We start from the raw sequence: 16,932 nt of genomic DNA, 5'->3' as shown, positions 1-16,932 counted from the left end.
CTCAAGACCTCGGGTCGAAGGCATCCCGCAGGGCCTCGCCAATGAACACCAGCAGCGACAGGATCAGCGCCAGGGTAAAAAACGCCGTGAAGCCGAGCCAGGGCGCCTGCAGATTCTGCTTGCCCTGGGCGATCAGCTCACCCAGCGAGGCGCTGCCGGCCGGCATGCCGAAGCCCAGGAAATCCAGCGCTGTGAGGGTCGAAATCGCCCCGGTCAGAATGAACGGCAGGTAGCTGAGCGTTGCGTTCATCGCGTTGGGCAAAATGTGCCGCAGGATCACCTTGCGGTCCTCCAGCCCCAATGCCCGGGCCGCTTTGACATACTCGAGATTGCGCCCGCGCAGGAACTCGGCGCGCACCACATCCACCAGAGCCAGCCATGAAAACAGCGCCATGATCCCCAGCAGCCACCAGAAGTTGGGCTCGACGAAGCCCGACAGAATGATCAACAGGTACAGCACCGGCAGGCCGGACCAGACTTCGAGCAGACGCTGACCGATCAAATCCACCCAACCACCGTAATAGCCCTGCAAAGCGCCGGCGGCGATGCCGATCAGCGCACTGACGAAGGTCAACGCCAAGGCAAACAGAATCGACACCCGGGCACCGAATATCACCCGCGCCAGCACGTCACGCGCCTGATCGTCGGTGCCCAGCCAGTTGATCGAGGACGGCGGGCTGGGGGCGGGCTTGTTCAGGTCGTAGTTGGGCGTGTCATCGCTGAACGGAATGGGTGGGAACACCATCCAGCCGTCGCCCTTGCTGATCAGCTGCCGCACGTAGTCGCTGCGGTAATCGGGCTGGAACGGCAACTGCCCGCCGAACTCCTGCTCGGTGTGACGCTTGAACGCAGGGAAGTACAGCTCATGCTGATAACTCAACACCAGCGGCTTGTCGTTGGCGATCAGCTCGCCGCACAGGCTGAGCGCGAACAGCCCGCAAAACAGCCACAACGACCACCAGCCGCGGCGATTATTGCGAAAGCGCTCGAAGCGGCGGCGGGCCACCGGAGACAATCTGCGCATCATGCATTCCTCGCGCTGAAATCGATTCGGGGGTCGACCAGGGTGTAGCAGATGTCCCCGACCAGCTTTATCAGCAGCCCGAACAGCGTGAAGATGAACAACGACCCGAACACCACCGGGTAGTCTCGTGACACGGCGGCCTCATAACTCATACGGCCAAGGCCATCGAGGGAGAAGATGACCTCGATCATCAACGAACCGGCGAAGAACACGCTGATGAACGCTTGAGGAATGCCGGCGACGATCAACAACATCGCGTTGCGGAACACGTGGCCATACAGCACGCGTCGCTCGCTCAATCCCTTGGCACGCGCGGTCACCACGTATTGACGGGTGACTTCGTTGAGAAACGAGTTTTTGGTGAGGATCGTCAGCGTGGCGAAACCGCCGATCACCAGCGAGGTAACCGGCAGCACCAGGTGCCAGAAGTAATCGGCGATCTTGCCCAACGTGCTCAGTTGATCGAAGTTCTCGGACACCAGACCGCGCACCGGGAACCAGCTCAGTGACGTGCCGCCGGCGAACAGCACCACCAGCAGCATGGCAAACAGAAACGCCGGCATGGCGTAGCCGATGATGATCGCGGTGCTGCTCCAGATATCGAAGTGGCTGCCGTGCTTGACCGCCTTGCGAATGCCCAGCGGGATCGACACCAGGTAGGTGATCAACGTTGCCCATAGCCCAAGTGAAATGGACACCGGCATCTTCTGAAGAATCAGGTCAGTGACTTTGGCACCGCGAAAGAAGCTGTTGCCGAAATCCAGCTGAGCGTAGTTCTTCAGCATGAGCCACAGGCGCTCGTGCAGGGGTTTGTCGAATCCGTACTGGCGCTCGATTTCCTTGATCAGCTTGGGGTCCAGCCCCCGGCTGGCGCGGGACTGGCCAGCGTTCATGGTTTCAGTATGACCCGCGCCGATGGTCCCGCCGGCAACGCCCTGCAGCTTGGCGATGGCCTGCTCGACCGGGCCGCCCGGTGCGGCCTGCACGATGAAAAAATTGACCAGCAAAATGCACAGCAGCGTCGGGATGATCAGCAGCAGGCGCCTCGTCAGGTAGCCGAGCATTACTTGACCTCCGAAGGGATCGCCGAAGCGCCCCGTTGTTGGGCGAACTGTTCATTGGTCAGCGCCTGAGGGCTGACTTCCCACCAGGTGTCGATGGCCTCGCTGTTGCTGGCCTGCACCTTGGGGATGCCAAAGCGGTTCCACCACACGGTGGAAGAACCGGGCGGGTAATAGTTGGGAATCCAGTAAAAGCCCCATTGCAGCACGCGGTCCAGGGCATGGGCATAGTCGATCATCGCGGGCTTGCTGTCGGCTTTGGCGAGGCCTTCAATAAGGGCATCAACGGCCGGATCGCGCAGCACCATGTAATTGCTGGAGCCGGAATCGTTTGCGACCCGGGAGCCGAAATTGTTGTAAAGCTCCATGCCGGGGGAGGTGGAGACCCCGTAACCGGTGACGATCATGTCGTAATCCCGGGCCATGACCCTGTTCAGGTACTGCGCCGAATCGATGCGACGAATCTCGAAATCGATGCCGATCTGCGCGAGGTTGCGCTTGTATGGCAGCAGGATTTTCTCGAAGCCACTCTGGCCATTGAGGAAGGTGAAGCTCAGAGGCTCGCCCTGAGCGTTGACCAGCTTGTCACCCTGCGGCATCCATCCGGCTTCTTCGAGCAGCGCCAGCGCCTGCAGTTGCTTGTCACGGATGAACCCGCTGCCATCGGTTTTCGGGGTCTTGAATACCGTGGTGAATACCTCCGGAGGGACCTGACCGCGCAGCGGCTCAAGGATCTTAAGCTCCGACTCGGTCGGCAATGCCGTCGCCGCCAGATCGCTGTTGGAGAAATAACTGTTCTGACGCACATACACGTTGCGCATCATTTGCTTGTTGGTCCACTCGAAGTCCCACAGCAGGGCCAGCGCCTGGCGTACGCGGCGGTCCTGAAACTTCGGGCGGTCGAGGTTGAACACGAAACCCTGGGAGCTCTGCACGGCACCCTTGGCGAGGTGGGCGCGTTGCAGGCGACCTTCGGTCAGCGCCGGGCTGTCGTAGCCGATCGAGTAGCCGGTGGCGGAGTATTCGCGGTTGTAGTCATAGCCACCCCCGCGCAGGACCTGGCGGGCGACGTCGGTGTCGCCGAAGTACTCGACGCTGAAGTGGTCGAAATTGTAGGTGCCGCGATTGACCGGCAGGTTTTTGCCCCACCAGTCAGGGTCGCGCTCGAAGGTAATGCTGCGGCCGGCGTCGACCTTGCCGATACGGTAAGGGCCACTGCCCACCGGGATCTCGAATCCACCGCCGTTGGCAAAATCGCGGTCCTGCCACCAGTGCTCCGGGAACACCGGCAGCGAGGCCAGGTCGAGCGGCAGGGTGCGGCTTTCGCTGCTTTTGAAATCAAAGCGGATCTGCGAGGCAGACTCGACCTCGACGCCTTTGACGTCCTGAAACTCGGTGCGGTACGACAGGCTGCCCTGAGTCATCAGCAGCTCGTAGGTGTAGCGCACGTCTTGGGCAGTGATGGGCGAGCCATCTGAAAACCTGGCTTTGGGGTTCAAATAGAACCGCAGGGACATGCCGTCGGCAGCGCGCTCCATCTTTTCTGCAATCAACCCATACACCGTGTACGGCTCATCCAGCGACCGCACGGCCAGCGGGGAGTAAAGCAAACCATTGACCTGCGCCACGCCAGTGCCTTTGTCGAGGTAGGGCATGATGTGGTCAAACTGACCGATTTCCTGCGCAGAGCGGCGCATGCTGCCGCCTTTTGGGGCATCCGGGTTCACGTAGTCGAAATGCGCGAATGTCGCCGGGTATCGCGGCGCCTCGCCGTAAACGGTCAATGCATGTTGAGGTGCGGCGGACAAGGCCTGTAAGCCTGAGACGAGGACCAGTGTTGCAACCATCAGCGATGACAAAACAAAACGCATTCCACGAATCCTGACTGACATCACTGAGCGATATCAGGGTTGAAGGTCATGACGGGCGCTTGCGGCCGGTCCGGTTTTTATAGTGATTACCCCGGTGGCAAGGTACCGCAAAGCCGAAAGCTTTGTAACCGGACAATACCGACGGTTGATGACTTCTTTGTTGGCACCGCTGGGACAGCCAGCGATGCTTCCTCCACACCGATCCCGCCCCCGGTGCTGCGCGTTCTGCCCGGCTCGGGCTCGGTGTAGCAATTTTCCTGCCGCAAAACCCGGTAGCAGCGACAGGGCCCGCGTTTCAATACCAGCGCCACAATGCCAGCGTTTCAACTTCACAAAAACAAACGGCCCGCATCAAGGGCGGGCCGTTTATGTTGCAACGCGCAGGATCAGTCCTGACGGCTGGTCACTTCCAGCAGGTGATAACCGAACTGGGTCTTCACCGGGCCTTGCACGACATTGACCGGGGCGCTGAACACCACCGTGTCGAATTCCTTGACCATCTGGCCAGGACCAAAGGAGCCAAGGTCGCCGCCTTGACGGCTCGATGGGCAGCTGGAGTTGGATTTGGCGACTTCGGCGAAATCAGCACCGCCTTCGATCTGAGCTTTGAGTTCGTTGCACTTCTCTTCGCTGGATACGAGGATGTGGCGGGCAGTGGCTTTGGCCATTTGGGTAACTCCTGTGAAAAAAAGAAAACGAGCGTACCGGAATAAGGGTCGCGTTTCTCGAGAAAGTTCAGGTCGGCGCTTCGGTGCGTGACCGGTGACAGCGGTGGCTAAAGGCCTTTGCTCCACAACAGGGCTGCGTGGTCCAGATAGAGCTTCACAGGGTCGAGCTGCTTTCGCACCAGGCCGGCACTCTGGTTGATCGAGTCCACGTGGTCCATTGGGTAGTCCGAGCGGACGACCTTGCCCAGATGGGAACTGAATCGCCCCACCAGACCGTCATTGGACGCGGCCTCCTTTTCAAACAATCGCGAATAACTGCGCAGCGCAAGGTGCAGCGGGTCCAGGGCGTTACGCCCTTCGGCAAACAGCGAGCCGTCGATGCAGCCGCTCCACGAATAATAATGCACGCCGTTCACGCGCTCCGCGCCTTCGCCACCCCATGTGGATGGCAGCCCATGAGAGTACTTGCGGTTGAACGACGCAACGCCTTCGGACGTGAGCGCATCCAGCGCCTTCACAGGATCCTGGGGAAGCTCGGCATTGCCACTGAGCAATGACAGAAAATGCACAAAGCCTGCGGTCAGTCGCGAGGCCACCGCTTCGGGCAGCTGCCCGGGCGTCAGCGCACGGCGCACCCGGTCTGCGACCTCGGAACCGTGATTGGGTCCGCTCACCGACGTCACCGACGCGACGATGTCGGGCCGCAGTGCAGCGGCATAGCGAGAGGTCAGCGCGCCCTGGCTGTGCCCGATCAGATTGACCTTGAGATATCCGGTGCGGCGCAGGAAACGCTCGATCTGATCAATCAGCTGTTCGCCACGGATCTCGTTGTCATGCACCCCTGAAAGCGCGGGCACATGTACCCGACAGCCCGCTTTCTCCAACGCCTGGGGGATGGCATGAAACATCTCTACCTTGCCGATCCGGTCGAAGCCGAACAACCCGTGGACGAGCAAAATGGGGTATTTGGTGGTGACTTCCGTGCGCATGTCTGTCGTTCCTTCGAAAAGAGAAGGAGCGAGCTTAAACAGCGCAGCGGGTGCGCGCAGGTGGCGTCGGGAAGGCAGTCGACGATGTTGTGCGAGAGTTTGCAAAGCGCTTCAAGCGCTGCGAGCCTTGCGCGCCGGGGGTGCCTGAAAAAGCGTCGGTAACGGGCTACAGATACGCAGGCTGCCGACGCCGCTTTCCCACAGCGGCCGTCCTCATCGCGACAGGCCGTGGCTGACCGCGACGACGCCATTCGGGAAGGCTGGGTACAGAGCCGTGCCCAGCTTCCGATTTCTATCCATTGCCGCCAGTGCGCTACCTGTACCGCAAAGCCGCGACAGCTTTGCGCAACAGCCCCTCGGTTGCATTCCAGCCCAGGCATGCATCGGTGACAGACACGCCGTACTTCAATGAGCCGCTCAACGGCTGGCAACCTTCGTAGAGGTGGCTTTCCAGCATCATGCCGATCAGCGTCCGGTCGCCCGCCAGTCGTTGCTGCAGCACGTCGTTGAAGACTGCCGGCTGACGCAGCGGGTCCTTGCCACTGTTGGCATGGCTGCAATCGACCATGACCCGGGCCGCGATGCGGTTCTTTTCAAGACTGGCGTTGACCGCTGCTACGCTGGCTGCATCGTAGTTGGGACCGCCATGGCCGCCGCGCAAAACGATATGCGTGTCCGGGTTGCCCGCCGTGTCGATGATCGCCGGATGCCCATGAGGGTCCATTCCGAAGTGGCGGTGCGCATGGGCGGCTGAGCGAATGGCATCGCAGGCGACACCGATGCCGCCGTCGGTGCCGTTTTTGAAACCTGTGGGCACACCCAGACCGCTGGCCATCTCCCGGTGGATCTGTGACTCGGTGGTCCGGGCGCCAATGGCCACCCAGCTCAGCACGTCGTCGAAATACCCCGCAGCCATCGGCTGCAGCAGTTCAGTGGCAACCGGCAGGCCGAGCCGGACCATTTCGCGCATCAGCGCCCGAGACAGCTCAAGGCCCTGGGCCATGTCATCGCTGCCGTCGAGCGCAGGGTCGTACGCCAGGCCTTTCCAGCCCACGGTGGTGCGTGGCTTCTCGACGTAGGCACGCATCACCAGCAGCATCTGGTCACTGACCTCGGCGGCAAGATTCGCCAGGCGCTCGGCATATTCCAGCGCTGATTGCGGATCGTGGATCGAGCACGGACCTACGACGACCAGTAGACGGGAATCTTCACCCTTAAGGATGGCGCGAATGGAACGACGATGGGCGACAACTTGCGCACCAAGGTCTGCGCTGAGCGGGAGTCGGGCTTTTAATGCGGCAGGAGTGGGGAGGCGTTTTGGAGCAGTGGCGCTTTCAATCAAAGCGACGGCGCTGGTCGGCAGTGCTGTCAAAGGCTTGTTAACGACGGGCGAATTCATGTGAGGGCTTCCTGGTCGGCGGGCGTTGCCCGCGCGGACCTACTGGGGTGTTCGACAATTGGCCGTATTGGCCGTGGAGAGGGCATTGCCACCTGTCAGCAGGCGATCGGAGGCGGCAGGCTGTCCCGATCCCAGGGTGGTAAATCGCCAGGCGAAGTCGACGTCGTTGCGGTAATAGTGGCTGCGGTTCATGTGACGTTCCTCGATTCGGTTGTTGAGAAAATGCGGTGCCATAAAAAACAAAACCCCCGGTCGGGAAGCCGACCGGGGGTGAGAGTTATCTCTGGTGGGCGTCCCGGAGTTCAGGGCGCCGTTTGGGTATCAGGCGCGCCAGTGGCTAAACCAATACCCATAAAAATAAGACACAGGGGAGATGGACACGCTTGCACGCCGCACAACCGCGAGCTCAGCCTGACGGCGGGCGTCGGCAGTTCTCGGTAGCTGATGGGAAAGGGCAAGCGACATGGTCGGTCTCCGTGGAATGCCGTGAGCTTACTTCAGGCGACGGGCGTTCTTCAATTGGAAATTGCGATGGCCATGATCCGAGCGTTGCTGCAGTGTCCGGCATCGAGCGGGGCCACTAACCCGCGCAGTTAGTGGTCCACCGACTCGCCAGACGCAGGGGCGGGCGCAATCACGCCGACTTTCATCCCCAGCAGCACCGCCACTTTGTGCGACTCGCCCCTGCGCCCCTTCTTCCGTCCTGACAACACTTGATAGGTGGTCGCCGGGTCTACGTCGTGCTCCCTCGCAAACTCTTGAACCGATTTGCCCTGCTGTTCCAGCCAGGCCTTGGCTTGTGCGGCGGTGCGAATTCCGGGCATAGTTCAAAACCGTTCAAGTTCGTTCAAATTATTTCGATTCTACCATTCGTAAGGATGGGGTCAACAAGGTTATACAGTCAAATGAGTGGAATAAACGCCCGTATTAGGGAAGAGCGCGAGCGCCTTGGGCTTTCACAGCGTGCATTCGGCGAAATCGGTGGTGTTGAAGCCAATGCACAGGGTAAGTACGAAAATGGCGAGCGTACGCCAAAAGCAGATTATCTGGCACGCGTCGCTCAGCGGGGCGTAGACGTGCTTTACGTGTTGACGGGGTCCCGCGTCCCGGTACCGATCGACGGTTTGAGTCAAAGTGAAGAGTGGATCCTGGGCAGCTATCGCACGCTGGTCAAAGAGGATCAGGACGCAATCTATCGACTGACCACGACCCTTGCGGAATACACCAGCACTTATGCGCCTGAGAAAAAGGCCTGACTTGACGCCGGATCTGGCCGGCATCGGGTAAGGCTGCAGGGGTGCGTTTGAAGATTTTTATCAAATTCTGCGGTCGATGATGATAGTTTGTCGGCACTGTTGTAGATCATCTGATACATAAGCGCAGGAGCGCTTCGAAGTCAGTCGGTTTCTTTCTTTTTGCTAACGTGGCGGGTGATCGTCATGAAACGTTCGGTGGGGTGTCTGCTTGATTAGGGTGCTGGTTGTCGATGACCATGATCTGGTTCGGACAGGTATCACGCGCATGCTGGCCGATATCGACGGCTTGCAAGTGGTGGGGCAGGCCGAGTCTGGCGAGGAATCGCTGCAGAAAGCCCGTGAGTTGAAGCCCGACGTCGTGCTGATGGACGTCAAAATGCCCGGTATCGGCGGTCTCGAGGCGACTCGCAAGCTGATGCGCAGCCATCCCGACATGAAGGTGGTCGCGGTCACCGTGTGCGAAGAAGACCCGTTCCCCACGCGATTACTGCAGGCAGGCGCGGCCGGGTACATGACCAAGGGTGCCGGGCTGACCGAGATGGTCCAGGCCATCCGCCTCGTGTTCGCCGGGCAGCGCTACATCAGCCCACAGATCGCACAACAGCTGGCACTGAAATCCTTCCAGCCGCAGACCAGCAATTCGCCGTTCGATCTTCTGTCCGAGCGCGAAATCCAGATTGCCCTTATGATCGTCGGCTGCCAGAAAGTGCAGACCATTTCCGACAAGCTTTGCCTGTCCCCCAAAACCGTGAATACCTACCGGTACCGCATATTCGAGAAGCTGTCGATTAGCAGTGACGTTGAGCTGGCCTTGCTGGCCGTCCGTCACGGCATGGTCGACGCCAGCGCCTGAAATGACCCAACCGTTTGATCCCAGTGCTTTTCTGTCCACCTGCAGTGGTCGCCCCGGCGTATATCGCATGTTCGATATCGACGGCCGGCTGCTGTACGTCGGCAAGGCCAAGAATTTAAAGAAGCGTCTCGCCAGTTATTTTCGCAAGACCGGCCACGCGCCGAAAACCGGCGCGCTGGTTGCCCGCATCGCTCAGGTCGAAACCACCATCACCGCCAATGAAACCGAGGCGTTGCTGCTGGAACAGACACTGATCAAGGAGTCGCGGCCACCGTACAACATCCTGTTGCGGGATGATAAATCGTACCCTTACGTGCACCTCTCCGACGGTGAATTCCCGCGACTGAGCATTCACCGTGGCGCCAAAAAAGCCAAGGGCCGCTATTTCGGGCCGTACCCGAGCGCAGGCGCCATTCGCGAGAGCCTGAGCATTCTGCAGAAGACCTTCCACGTGCGTCAGTGCGAAGACAGTTTCTACAAGAACCGCACGCGGCCGTGCCTGCAATATCAGATCAAGCGCTGCAAGGCGCCCTGCGTGAACCTTGTCGAACCCCAGATCTATAACGATGACGTGCGTCACTCGGTCATGTTTCTGGAGGGGCGCAGTAATGCCCTCACCGACGAGCTCAATGCGCTGATGGAAAAGGCCGCGATGGACCTCGATTTCGAGCACGCCGCCGAGCTGCGTGACCAGATCGGGCTGCTGCGCCGTGTTCAGGATCAGCAGAGCATGGACGGTGGTACCGGCGACGTTGATGTGGTGGCAGCGTTCGTAAACCCGGGTGGCGCTTGCGTACACCTGATCAGCGTGCGCGGCGGTCGGGTGTTGGGCAGCAAGAATTTCTTCCCGCAGGTCGGTATTGAGGAGGAGGTGGGTGAAGTCATGTCCGCCTTCCTGGCGCAGTATTTCCTCGGTGGTGGTGAGCGCGAGCTGCCGGGCGAGGTCATCGTCAATGTGGTCCACGAAGACTTCCCGACGCTGATCGACGCCATCGACGCATCGCGAGGGCGTGAAATCACCATCAGCCATCGGGTCCGTGGGACGCGCGCGCGTTGGCAGCAACTGGCGGTGACCAATGCCGAGCAGGCACTGATGGCACGCCTGGCCAACCGTCAACACGTTGCGGCGCGTTTCGAAGCCCTGGCACAGGTGCTCAAGCTGGATGAACCGCCGCAGCGCCTGGAATGCTACGACATCAGTCACTCCAGCGGCGAAGCAACCGTGGCGTCCTGTGTGGTGTTCGGCCCCGAAGGCCCCATCAAGTCGGAATACCGGCGCTACAACATCGAAGGCATTACCGCCGGGGATGACTACGCTGCCATGCACCAGGCGCTGACCCGTCGCTTCAGCAAAATCAAGGACGGCGAGGGCAAGCTGCCCGATATTCTGCTGGTCGACGGCGGCAAGGGCCAGTTGAGCATGGCCCGTGACGTGATGAATGAGCTGGCAGTCCCGGACCTGATTCTGCTCGGCGTTGCCAAAGGAACAACGCGCAAGGCAGGCTTTGAAACGCTGTATCTGAACGATGCTGCCCATGAGTTCACCCTCAAAGGCGACTCGCCAGCGTTGCACCTGATCCAGCAGATTCGTGACGAAGCCCACCGATTCGCCATTACCGGGCACCGTGCGCGACGCGGTAAAACCCGCCGAACTTCAACGCTGGAAGGCGTTGCAGGGGTGGGGCCGACCCGGCGTCGCGACCTGCTCAAACACTTCGGTGGCCTTCAGGAATTGTCCCGTGCCAGCATCGAAGAAATCGCCAAGGCGCCGGGAATCAGCAAAAAGCTCGCAGAGTCGATTTATGCAAACCTGCACAGCGAGTAGAATGCTCGCTCACCTCGTAGCCAGTTGTGCCGATGAATATCCCTAATCTGATCACCGTATTACGTGTCCTGCTGATTCCGATCTTCATTCTGTTGTTCTATCTGCCGTACCACTGGAGCTACATGGCGGCCAGCTCGGTATTCGCTTTGGCAGCCGCGACTGACTGGCTGGACGGTTATCTGGCAAGACGACTTGAGCAAAGCACCCCGTTCGGCGCGTTCCTTGACCCGGTTGCCGACAAGCTGATGGTGGCCGTTGCGCTGGTGCTGCTGGTGCAGGCCCACGCCAATTTGTGGCTCACGCTGCCTGCGGCGGTGATCATCGGCCGGGAGATCGTGATCTCCGCCTTGCGCGAGTGGATGGCGGAGCTGGGTGCGCGGGCTCAGGTCGCCGTCTCGAATCTCGGCAAGTGGAAAACCGCAGCGCAGATGCTCGCGCTGGTGATTTTGCTGGCCAACCCGCCCGCGTTCACCTTCTGGGTGGTGTTGGGTTATGTGCTGTTGATGGTCGCAGCAGGCCTCACCCTGTGGTCGATGGTGCAATACCTGCGCGCCGCATGGCCGCATCTCCGTACCACTACAGATGAAAAATAAGTATTTTTAAATCAAGGGGTTGACGGGGTCATTTGAGTGTATAGAATGGCGCCCACACAAAGCGGGAATAGCTCAGTTGGTAGAGCACGACCTTGCCAAGGTCGGGGTCGCGAGTTCGAGTCTCGTTTCCCGCTCCAGTTTGTATGCGTTTAGCGGTAGTGGTTGGATCGTTGAGCGTTTGAGGCCGAGTAGCAAAATGGTTATGCCGCGGATTGCAAATCCGCTTACGCCGGTTCGATTCCGACCTCGGCCTCCACATTTAAAGCCCGTAAGATCAACGTCTTACGGGCTTTTTTGTGGGCGGTGATTGGCAAATCGTTTCCGCATCACGTCCATCACTTCCGCAATCTGGCGATGCGTGCCCGCGGTGCCAATCCCGGACCGTCCGGGACAGCCCGGCCGCCCGTTCTGAACGCTCATTCAAACAGCTCGCGCTCCTCATCAAACATCCGGACGATCTCGTCGCTGACAATCCTGATGGCCGTGTCCTTCCTGTCGCGCCTGCGGGTGATCAGGAACACGTCCTTGCTTTCCGGGACCAATCCCAGATCACACACGTGCAGTGCCGGGTCCGCGCGGCCGATGTAGTGGGGGATCAAGGCCAGGCCCACCCCTGAACGTGCCGCCATGGCCTGGAGCGATTGATCTTTGGCGCGGAACGCGACGCGGGCGCGGGGGAAGTGCCGCGTCATCCATGTGGCCATCGACAGGTAGGCATCTGCTTCATTGAAACCAATGAGCACGGGATCGCCTTCCTTAGTGGCTGCGCGACACGCCTCCTGAGTTCCATAGAAACCGTAGCCCACCGTGACCAGCGGACGCGCGATGACATCGCCGTCCCTGGGCATGTCGAAGCGAATCGCGATGTCGGCTTCATGCCGTTCAAGGCTGACAGCTCGCAGGGCGGGGGCGAGGTCGATATCCAGCTTCGGGTAACGGGCGGCCAGTGTCGGCAGTCGCAGCGCGAGATAGCCGCCCGAGAGCCCGGGAGAAGAGTTTATGCGGATCAGGCCGGAGGGCGTGCCGTCCTGCATCCCGCGCGCCAAGGTCTGCGCCGCTTGCTCCATGTCGCTGGCAGCTTCGAGCGCATGCGTCCCGGCGTGGGTCAGGACATAGCCGTCCGGGCGTCGCTCGACCAGCTTCACCCCCAGTGTTTCCTCCAGCGAATGAAGCCGGCGTGCCACTGTTGCGTGGTTGACGGAGAGCATTCTGGCCGCTGCAGACAGGCTGCCATGCCGAGCCAATGCCAGGAAAATCCTGACATCTTGCCAGTCCAGGTCTGTGCGTTTTTTATCAGTCATTGATAAAAGATAGGGAATTTTCGAACAGCTAACAACGTTCTATCTTTTGCTCACCTACAGAGCACTCAGGAACAGCAAAATGTCTGATATCAAGAAAGTTGCCGTCGTCACTGGCGCCTCACAGGGAATGGGCGAGGGCATCGTCAATGCATTTCTCGCCAGGGGGTATGGCGTAGTCGCGACCTCCCGTTCGATCAAACCCTCGACGCGGCCGGATATGGTCACGGTTGCCGGTGACATAGGTGATCCCGATACTGGCAAGCAATTGGTCGCTGCGGCGCTGGAACGGTTCGGCCGCATCGACACGCTGGTCAATAACGCCGGCATCTTCATTGGCAAGGCATTCACCGACTACACGGAAGAAGATTACCGCCTGAAGCTCAAGACCAACCTCGACGGGTTCTTCTTTACCACCCAAGCCGTCCTCCCGGTGATGCTGGCGCAGGGTAGCGGGCATGTCGTTCAGATCACTGCGTCGACCGCAGAGTTTGCCAGCTCGCGTTCGCCTGCCTTCATTGCGATGCTCACCAAAGGCGGCATGAACTCGGCGACCAAGAGCCTGGCGATCGAATACGCTACCCAGGGGATTCGTGTGAACGCCGTGGCGCCGGGTGTGATTCGCACACCCATGCATAACCCGGAGCGGGTCGAACAGCTGAGCGCCTTCCACCCCATGAACAAGCTGGGTGAGGTCGAGGACATCGTGCGCGCGGTGCTTTATCTTGAGGATGCAGCGTTCTCGACTGGCGAGATCCTGCATGTCGACGGCGGTCTGATTGCGGGTCGTTGAGCTGACAGGACGGGGGAGCGGCGCGCTCCCTCTTCGACGTACCCACGTCACTTTGAGGATCCGAGATGCAAGGGCGAGACAATCATGACGCGTGAGAGGGAAGGCACCTTGCCTGTAGACGGCGCCTGCATCTGGTATCGAATAGTGGGGACCGGCCCGCTATTGTTTGTACAGACGCCGGGGTGGGGTATCGGCTCTGCTCTGTACCAGTCAACGCTTGGCGATCTTGCGCAGCGCTTCACGCTGGTATTCCACGACACCAGAGGCAGCGGCCGTTCGTCTCTCGCGGGAGATGGTTTCGCCATGGTGAATGTGGGCCAGTTCGTGCTGGACCTGGAGGCACTGCGTCAGCATCTCGATATCGAGCGTTTTGTGCTGCTGGGTCATTCGCATGGCGGCTATATTGCGATGAACTATGCGCTGGCATACCCGGGGCGTGTCACTGCGCTAGTGCTGGTGGCCTCGCAACTGGGCGTTGACGAGCCGCAGGCAGACGTGCGGCGGACCCTGCCGGTGCTGGCCGGAGACTCACGGTTTGCGGCGGCCGCAGCGGCATTTCAGGCGCCAGGCAAATTCGCAGATGACGCTGAGTTTTCCGGGTTTCTGCGCCAGGTCGCCCCTCTGTATTTCAAGGAGCCCTCTGGCCATGGCTATGAACAGTTCACGACCTACCTTAATGAACATCAGGTTCCCCTGAAGACTTTCCAGGCCTGCGCGGTCACAAATCGACACTTTCCAGTAAGGGCAAGATTGGCTGAATTGCACATCCCAACCCTGTGCCTGGTGGGGCAGTCTGATTTCATCTGCTCGCCGGTTCAGTCACAAGCGATCCACGGCAGCATTGCGAGGAGCGTTCTGGTCGAATTCCTGAACAGTGGTCATTTTTGCTGGCTTGAAGAGGCCGAGCTGTTTCGCAGCGTGCTGTCGCGCTTTCTGGACCGTAGCCTCGCGGGGGACGGAAACGAGAGTCGTGCTTTTCAATTGCTGCGCGTCTGACCTCCACGAAGGACGCTGCTTGGGTTCGACGAGTGCTGAAAAAGAATTTGGAATAACTTCGCCCCTTCAGACGTTTATACAAGGCAGGCGCTGACGGCCAATGTGGGCCATCGGCACAGCTCGGTAACGGTCTTGATGAAGCACCATGGTGAATGATGATGTGCGGTGTCGGACCTTTCATAAAAATATCAGCAAGCGAAGAGCAGACGAATGAGCAATTCAAGCGTAAATTCCGCTTTACCCGCCGTGGCATTGGCGGCGGAAATTGTCGAGCGCGAGGCGTGGCTGGATCTGTTCGACGCCGCACCCCAAGCTGCTCGGGCGGCGTTTGGACTGTCCAGTTCCAGGATCGGCGGGATGGGGTTACTGGCGAGCCGTGGCATTCCCATCACTGAGTTCAACCGTGCGATGGGCGTGGACACCCAGGGCCCGTTGCCGCACAGGGATTTGCTCGCGGCGACTGACTGGCTCGATTCCCATGCCGCGCAAGGCTGGGCTTTTCAAGTCGCGCCCGCCTCACATCCCGCCTCCAATTTGCAGACCATCGAGCCTATGGGGTTCGGCCCCTCGGGGTCGGGCTGGGCCAAATTCGTCAAGTGGGTGGCTGGCCCCACTCCAGCGCGGTTGCCTGCAGGCGTGGACATCCGCATTGCCGATGCCGCCACCGCCGCGTCCTTCGGCGGCACCGTGCAGGCAGGCTTTGGTGTGGCGCCGGAATGCGCCGAGTGGTTCGCGGCGTTGGTCGGGCGTCCCGGGTGGTGCTGTTTCCTTGCCACGATTGACGGCGAGCCGGCGGCGGCTGCGGCGATGTTCATTCGCGACGGCGCTGCGTGGTCGGGTATGTCGACGACATTACCGGACTACCGCGGGCGGGGCCTGCAATCTGCTCTAATCGACGCCCGTCTGAACGAAGCGGCAGCGCGCGGCGTTACATGGGTGACCAGTGAAACGGGGCAGCCATCGGTCGAGGACGAACCCGGGTTTTCCTCGTACAGAAACCAAAAGCGTGGCGGGTTCGAGCGTGCCTACATCAGGCTGAATCTCAAGCGTACCGACTGATTCAACGACAGGACTCGGCCCCCGCGCATTACGTAGCAACCGCGTTGCGGGGGCCGCCGATTTGCCAGACGAATGACCGCCACCACTGGCGTTGCTTACTAGTGGTGCACATCGCGCGCCATTGTAAAACCTGATGTTATCGACTGATGAGTCCGTCCCAGGCGTCAGCGAGCGTGGCTTGATAGGCGTAGAGACCAGGGGCTCCGCCCGTCATCACAAACACCACATCCTCGCCTTGCTGGTAAGCGCCCTGGCGCAGCTGGCTGAGCAGCCCGGCGAAAGCCTTGCCCGAATAGACCGGGTCCAGCAACAGCCCTTCAGTTCTTGCCAGCAATGCGACCGCTTCGAGCATTGCCCGAGTAGGCTGACCGTAGGCCGCGCCAAGCTGGCTGTCGTCCACCTGCACAGCGTGGGCCAAGCCATGATTGAATCCGGCCAGCTCCAGCGTGGAGGTGGCAAGTTCGGTGGTCTTCTTCACGGCACCGGCAGCACTGTTCATCACCGCAAAGCCGTTGATGATCCGTGGGTCGCGAGCCATGGCGCACCAGCCGGCAATCAAGCCTGCCTGGGTTCCGCTGCTGCCATTGGCGACGGTGATGCCCTTGAGATTCAGCCCCCCAGCGTCAGCCTGCTGGCTGATTTCCACGGCGCAGTCGGCATAGCCCAAAGCGCCGAGTGGGGTTGACCCTCCCACCGGGATGACCGCGACGCTTTTGCCACGCAGGGTCAGTTGGTCGCAGAGCACGACCGCATTGTCCTGGGCTGATGCACCCCGCGCGAGTACATGGCATTGCGCGCCGAAAATCCTGTTCAACAGCACGTTACCGTTGTGGTTGTAATCCGCAGTGTTGATGTCCACTTCCTGGGTCAGGATGAGGTGGCATTCCAGTCCCAATCTTGCACAAACGGCGGCCGTAAGGCGGGCATGGTTGGATTGCAGGCCTCCGAAGGTGATGACTGTGTCATGGCCGGCTGCAATGACGCTCGCCATGTGGTACTGCAATTTCCTGAGTTTGTTGCCCCCACCGCCGATGGGGATGAGGTCGTCGCGCTTCAGATAAATGCCCGCTTCAATACCTTCACGCCTGAGGGCGTTTTCCAGTCCAGTCGCGCGGTAGAGCGGGGTAGGACCGCCAGTCAGATCTATTCGCGGAACATCGGCAAACCCTTTTTGAATCGATGGGACCATTGCTACAGCTCCTGCTTAAGCCCAGTGTTGGGCGACAGCCAGCGAATGACCTTGAAGC

17 protein-coding genes and 2 tRNA genes are annotated in these 16,932 nt (G+C 60.2%); 9 read left to right on the top strand and 10 right to left on the bottom strand.

Annotated features, from left to right (window positions below; all coding sequences use genetic code 11):
• Position 1: 1 nt before the first annotated feature.
• From QRN48_RS04745 to QRN48_RS04710, 8 genes are all read right to left on the bottom strand, one after another.
• Positions 2-1,024, bottom strand: coding sequence for an ABC transporter permease (locus QRN48_RS04745; RefSeq protein ID WP_285349169.1), 1,023 nt, complete (start codon positions 1,022-1,024; stop codon positions 2-4).
• Positions 1,024-2,088 (bottom strand): microcin C ABC transporter permease YejB, encoded by a 1,065-nt coding sequence (locus QRN48_RS04740; RefSeq protein WP_191943875.1) that lies wholly within the window; start codon positions 2,086-2,088, stop codon positions 1,024-1,026. Before QRN48_RS04740 ends, QRN48_RS04745 begins: the two co-directional genes overlap by 1 nt.
• A complete protein-coding gene (locus tag QRN48_RS04735; RefSeq protein ID WP_285349167.1) occupies positions 2,088-3,956 on the bottom strand; it encodes an extracellular solute-binding protein in 1,869 nt (622 codons plus the stop codon). Before QRN48_RS04735 ends, QRN48_RS04740 begins: the two co-directional genes overlap by 1 nt.
• Positions 3,957-4,342: 386 nt before the next feature.
• Positions 4,343-4,624: a peptidylprolyl isomerase gene (locus QRN48_RS04730; protein ID WP_027898593.1), complete on the bottom strand. Its 282-nt coding sequence runs from the start codon at positions 4,622-4,624 to the stop codon at positions 4,343-4,345.
• A gap of 107 nt (positions 4,625-4,731) precedes the next feature.
• Positions 4,732-5,613, bottom strand: coding sequence for a triacylglycerol lipase (locus QRN48_RS04725; RefSeq protein ID WP_285349165.1), 882 nt, complete (start codon positions 5,611-5,613; stop codon positions 4,732-4,734).
• Positions 5,614-5,926: 313 nt separating this feature from the next.
• Entirely contained in the window at positions 5,927-7,012 is a 1,086-nt protein-coding gene (locus QRN48_RS04720; RefSeq protein ID WP_285349164.1) for a 3-deoxy-7-phosphoheptulonate synthase, read from the bottom strand.
• 39 nt (positions 7,013-7,051) lie between these two features.
• On the bottom strand, positions 7,052-7,204 hold the full coding sequence (locus QRN48_RS04715) for a hypothetical protein (RefSeq protein WP_285349162.1): 153 nt from the start codon (positions 7,202-7,204) through the stop codon (positions 7,052-7,054).
• Between the two features lie 401 nt (positions 7,205-7,605).
• Complete coding sequence (locus tag QRN48_RS04710) at positions 7,606-7,836, bottom strand: DNA-binding protein (RefSeq protein ID WP_191943880.1); 231 nt, start codon at positions 7,834-7,836, stop codon at positions 7,606-7,608.
• 81 nt (positions 7,837-7,917) lie between these two features.
• Between QRN48_RS04710 and QRN48_RS04705 the strand changes: the two genes are divergently transcribed.
• From QRN48_RS04705 to QRN48_RS04680, 6 genes are all read left to right on the top strand, one after another.
• Positions 7,918-8,268 (top strand): helix-turn-helix domain-containing protein, encoded by a 351-nt coding sequence (locus QRN48_RS04705; protein WP_037009842.1) that lies wholly within the window; start codon positions 7,918-7,920, stop codon positions 8,266-8,268.
• Between the two features lie 208 nt (positions 8,269-8,476).
• Positions 8,477-9,121: a response regulator transcription factor GacA gene (gacA, locus tag QRN48_RS04700; protein ID WP_037009844.1), complete on the top strand. Its 645-nt coding sequence runs from the start codon at positions 8,477-8,479 to the stop codon at positions 9,119-9,121.
• 1 nt (position 9,122) lies between these two features.
• A complete protein-coding gene (gene uvrC, locus QRN48_RS04695) occupies positions 9,123-10,946 on the top strand; it encodes an excinuclease ABC subunit UvrC (protein ID WP_285349158.1) in 1,824 nt (607 codons plus the stop codon).
• Between the two features lie 32 nt (positions 10,947-10,978).
• Positions 10,979-11,539 (top strand): CDP-diacylglycerol--glycerol-3-phosphate 3-phosphatidyltransferase, encoded by a 561-nt coding sequence (pgsA, locus tag QRN48_RS04690; RefSeq protein ID WP_037009848.1) that lies wholly within the window; start codon positions 10,979-10,981, stop codon positions 11,537-11,539.
• Positions 11,540-11,600: 61 nt separating this feature from the next.
• Positions 11,601-11,676, top strand: a tRNA-Gly gene (locus QRN48_RS04685).
• 45 nt (positions 11,677-11,721) lie between these two features.
• Positions 11,722-11,795: transfer RNA gene (locus tag QRN48_RS04680), tRNA-Cys, on the top strand.
• Positions 11,796-11,955: 160 nt separating this feature from the next.
• On the opposite strand, the gene QRN48_RS04675 is transcribed toward QRN48_RS04680, so the two are convergent.
• Entirely contained in the window at positions 11,956-12,840 is an 885-nt protein-coding gene (locus QRN48_RS04675; RefSeq protein WP_191943882.1) for a LysR family transcriptional regulator, read from the bottom strand.
• A gap of 79 nt (positions 12,841-12,919) precedes the next feature.
• Here QRN48_RS04675 and QRN48_RS04670 point away from each other — a divergent pair, with 79 nt between their 5' ends.
• The 3 genes from QRN48_RS04670 to QRN48_RS04660 all read left to right on the top strand — a co-directional run bounded on the left by QRN48_RS04670 (position 12,920) and on the right by QRN48_RS04660 (position 15,685).
• Positions 12,920-13,630: an SDR family NAD(P)-dependent oxidoreductase gene (locus QRN48_RS04670; protein ID WP_285349154.1), complete on the top strand. Its 711-nt coding sequence runs from the start codon at positions 12,920-12,922 to the stop codon at positions 13,628-13,630.
• A gap of 108 nt (positions 13,631-13,738) precedes the next feature.
• On the top strand, positions 13,739-14,626 hold the full coding sequence (locus QRN48_RS04665; RefSeq protein ID WP_285349152.1) for an alpha/beta fold hydrolase: 888 nt from the start codon (positions 13,739-13,741) through the stop codon (positions 14,624-14,626).
• Positions 14,627-14,836: 210 nt separating this feature from the next.
• Complete coding sequence (locus QRN48_RS04660) at positions 14,837-15,685, top strand: GNAT family N-acetyltransferase (RefSeq protein WP_191943885.1); 849 nt, start codon at positions 14,837-14,839, stop codon at positions 15,683-15,685.
• A gap of 136 nt (positions 15,686-15,821) precedes the next feature.
• Here QRN48_RS04660 and QRN48_RS04655 read toward each other — a convergent pair whose 3' ends face one another.
• Complete coding sequence (locus QRN48_RS04655) at positions 15,822-16,874, bottom strand: D-cysteine desulfhydrase family protein (RefSeq protein ID WP_191943886.1); 1,053 nt, start codon at positions 16,872-16,874, stop codon at positions 15,822-15,824.
• Positions 16,875-16,932: the final 58 nt, after the last annotated feature.

It is taken from the genome of Pseudomonas sp. ME-P-057 (genome assembly GCF_030208975.1).
GTDB classification, from domain to species: domain Bacteria; phylum Pseudomonadota; class Gammaproteobacteria; order Pseudomonadales; family Pseudomonadaceae; genus Aquipseudomonas; species Aquipseudomonas lutea.
Note: the sequence above shows the minus strand (reverse complement) of the source record. Positions and strands in the feature narration are given on the sequence as shown.

Bases quoted from the DNA above. Each gene is read 5' to 3' on its own strand.
- QRN48_RS04745 (WP_285349169.1), bottom strand. From the start codon at position 1,024: ATGCGCAGATTGTCTCCGGTGGCCCGCCGCCGCTTCGAGCGCTTTCGC.
- QRN48_RS04740 (WP_191943875.1), bottom strand. From the start codon at position 2,088: ATGCTCGGCTACCTGACGAGGCGCCTGCTGCTGATCATCCCGACGCTG.
- QRN48_RS04735 (WP_285349167.1), bottom strand. From the start codon at position 3,956: ATGCGTTTTGTTTTGTCATCGCTGATGGTTGCAACACTGGTCCTCGTC.
- QRN48_RS04730 (WP_027898593.1), bottom strand. From the start codon at position 4,624: ATGGCCAAAGCCACTGCCCGCCACATCCTCGTATCCAGCGAAGAGAAG.
- QRN48_RS04725 (WP_285349165.1), bottom strand. From the start codon at position 5,613: ATGCGCACGGAAGTCACCACCAAATACCCCATTTTGCTCGTCCACGGG.
- QRN48_RS04720 (WP_285349164.1), bottom strand. From the start codon at position 7,012: ATGAATTCGCCCGTCGTTAACAAGCCTTTGACAGCACTGCCGACCAGC.
- QRN48_RS04715 (WP_285349162.1), bottom strand. From the start codon at position 7,204: ATGAACCGCAGCCACTATTACCGCAACGACGTCGACTTCGCCTGGCGA.
- QRN48_RS04710 (WP_191943880.1), bottom strand. From the start codon at position 7,836: ATGCCCGGAATTCGCACCGCCGCACAAGCCAAGGCCTGGCTGGAACAG.
- QRN48_RS04705 (WP_037009842.1), top strand. From the start codon at position 7,918: ATGAGTGGAATAAACGCCCGTATTAGGGAAGAGCGCGAGCGCCTTGGG.
- uvrC (WP_285349158.1), top strand. From the start codon at position 9,123: ATGACCCAACCGTTTGATCCCAGTGCTTTTCTGTCCACCTGCAGTGGT.
- pgsA (WP_037009848.1), top strand. From the start codon at position 10,979: ATGAATATCCCTAATCTGATCACCGTATTACGTGTCCTGCTGATTCCG.
- QRN48_RS04675 (WP_191943882.1), bottom strand. From the start codon at position 12,840: ATGACTGATAAAAAACGCACAGACCTGGACTGGCAAGATGTCAGGATT.
- QRN48_RS04670 (WP_285349154.1), top strand. From the start codon at position 12,920: ATGTCTGATATCAAGAAAGTTGCCGTCGTCACTGGCGCCTCACAGGGA.
- QRN48_RS04660 (WP_191943885.1), top strand. From the start codon at position 14,837: ATGAGCAATTCAAGCGTAAATTCCGCTTTACCCGCCGTGGCATTGGCG.
- QRN48_RS04655 (WP_191943886.1), bottom strand. From the start codon at position 16,874: ATGGTCCCATCGATTCAAAAAGGGTTTGCCGATGTTCCGCGAATAGAT.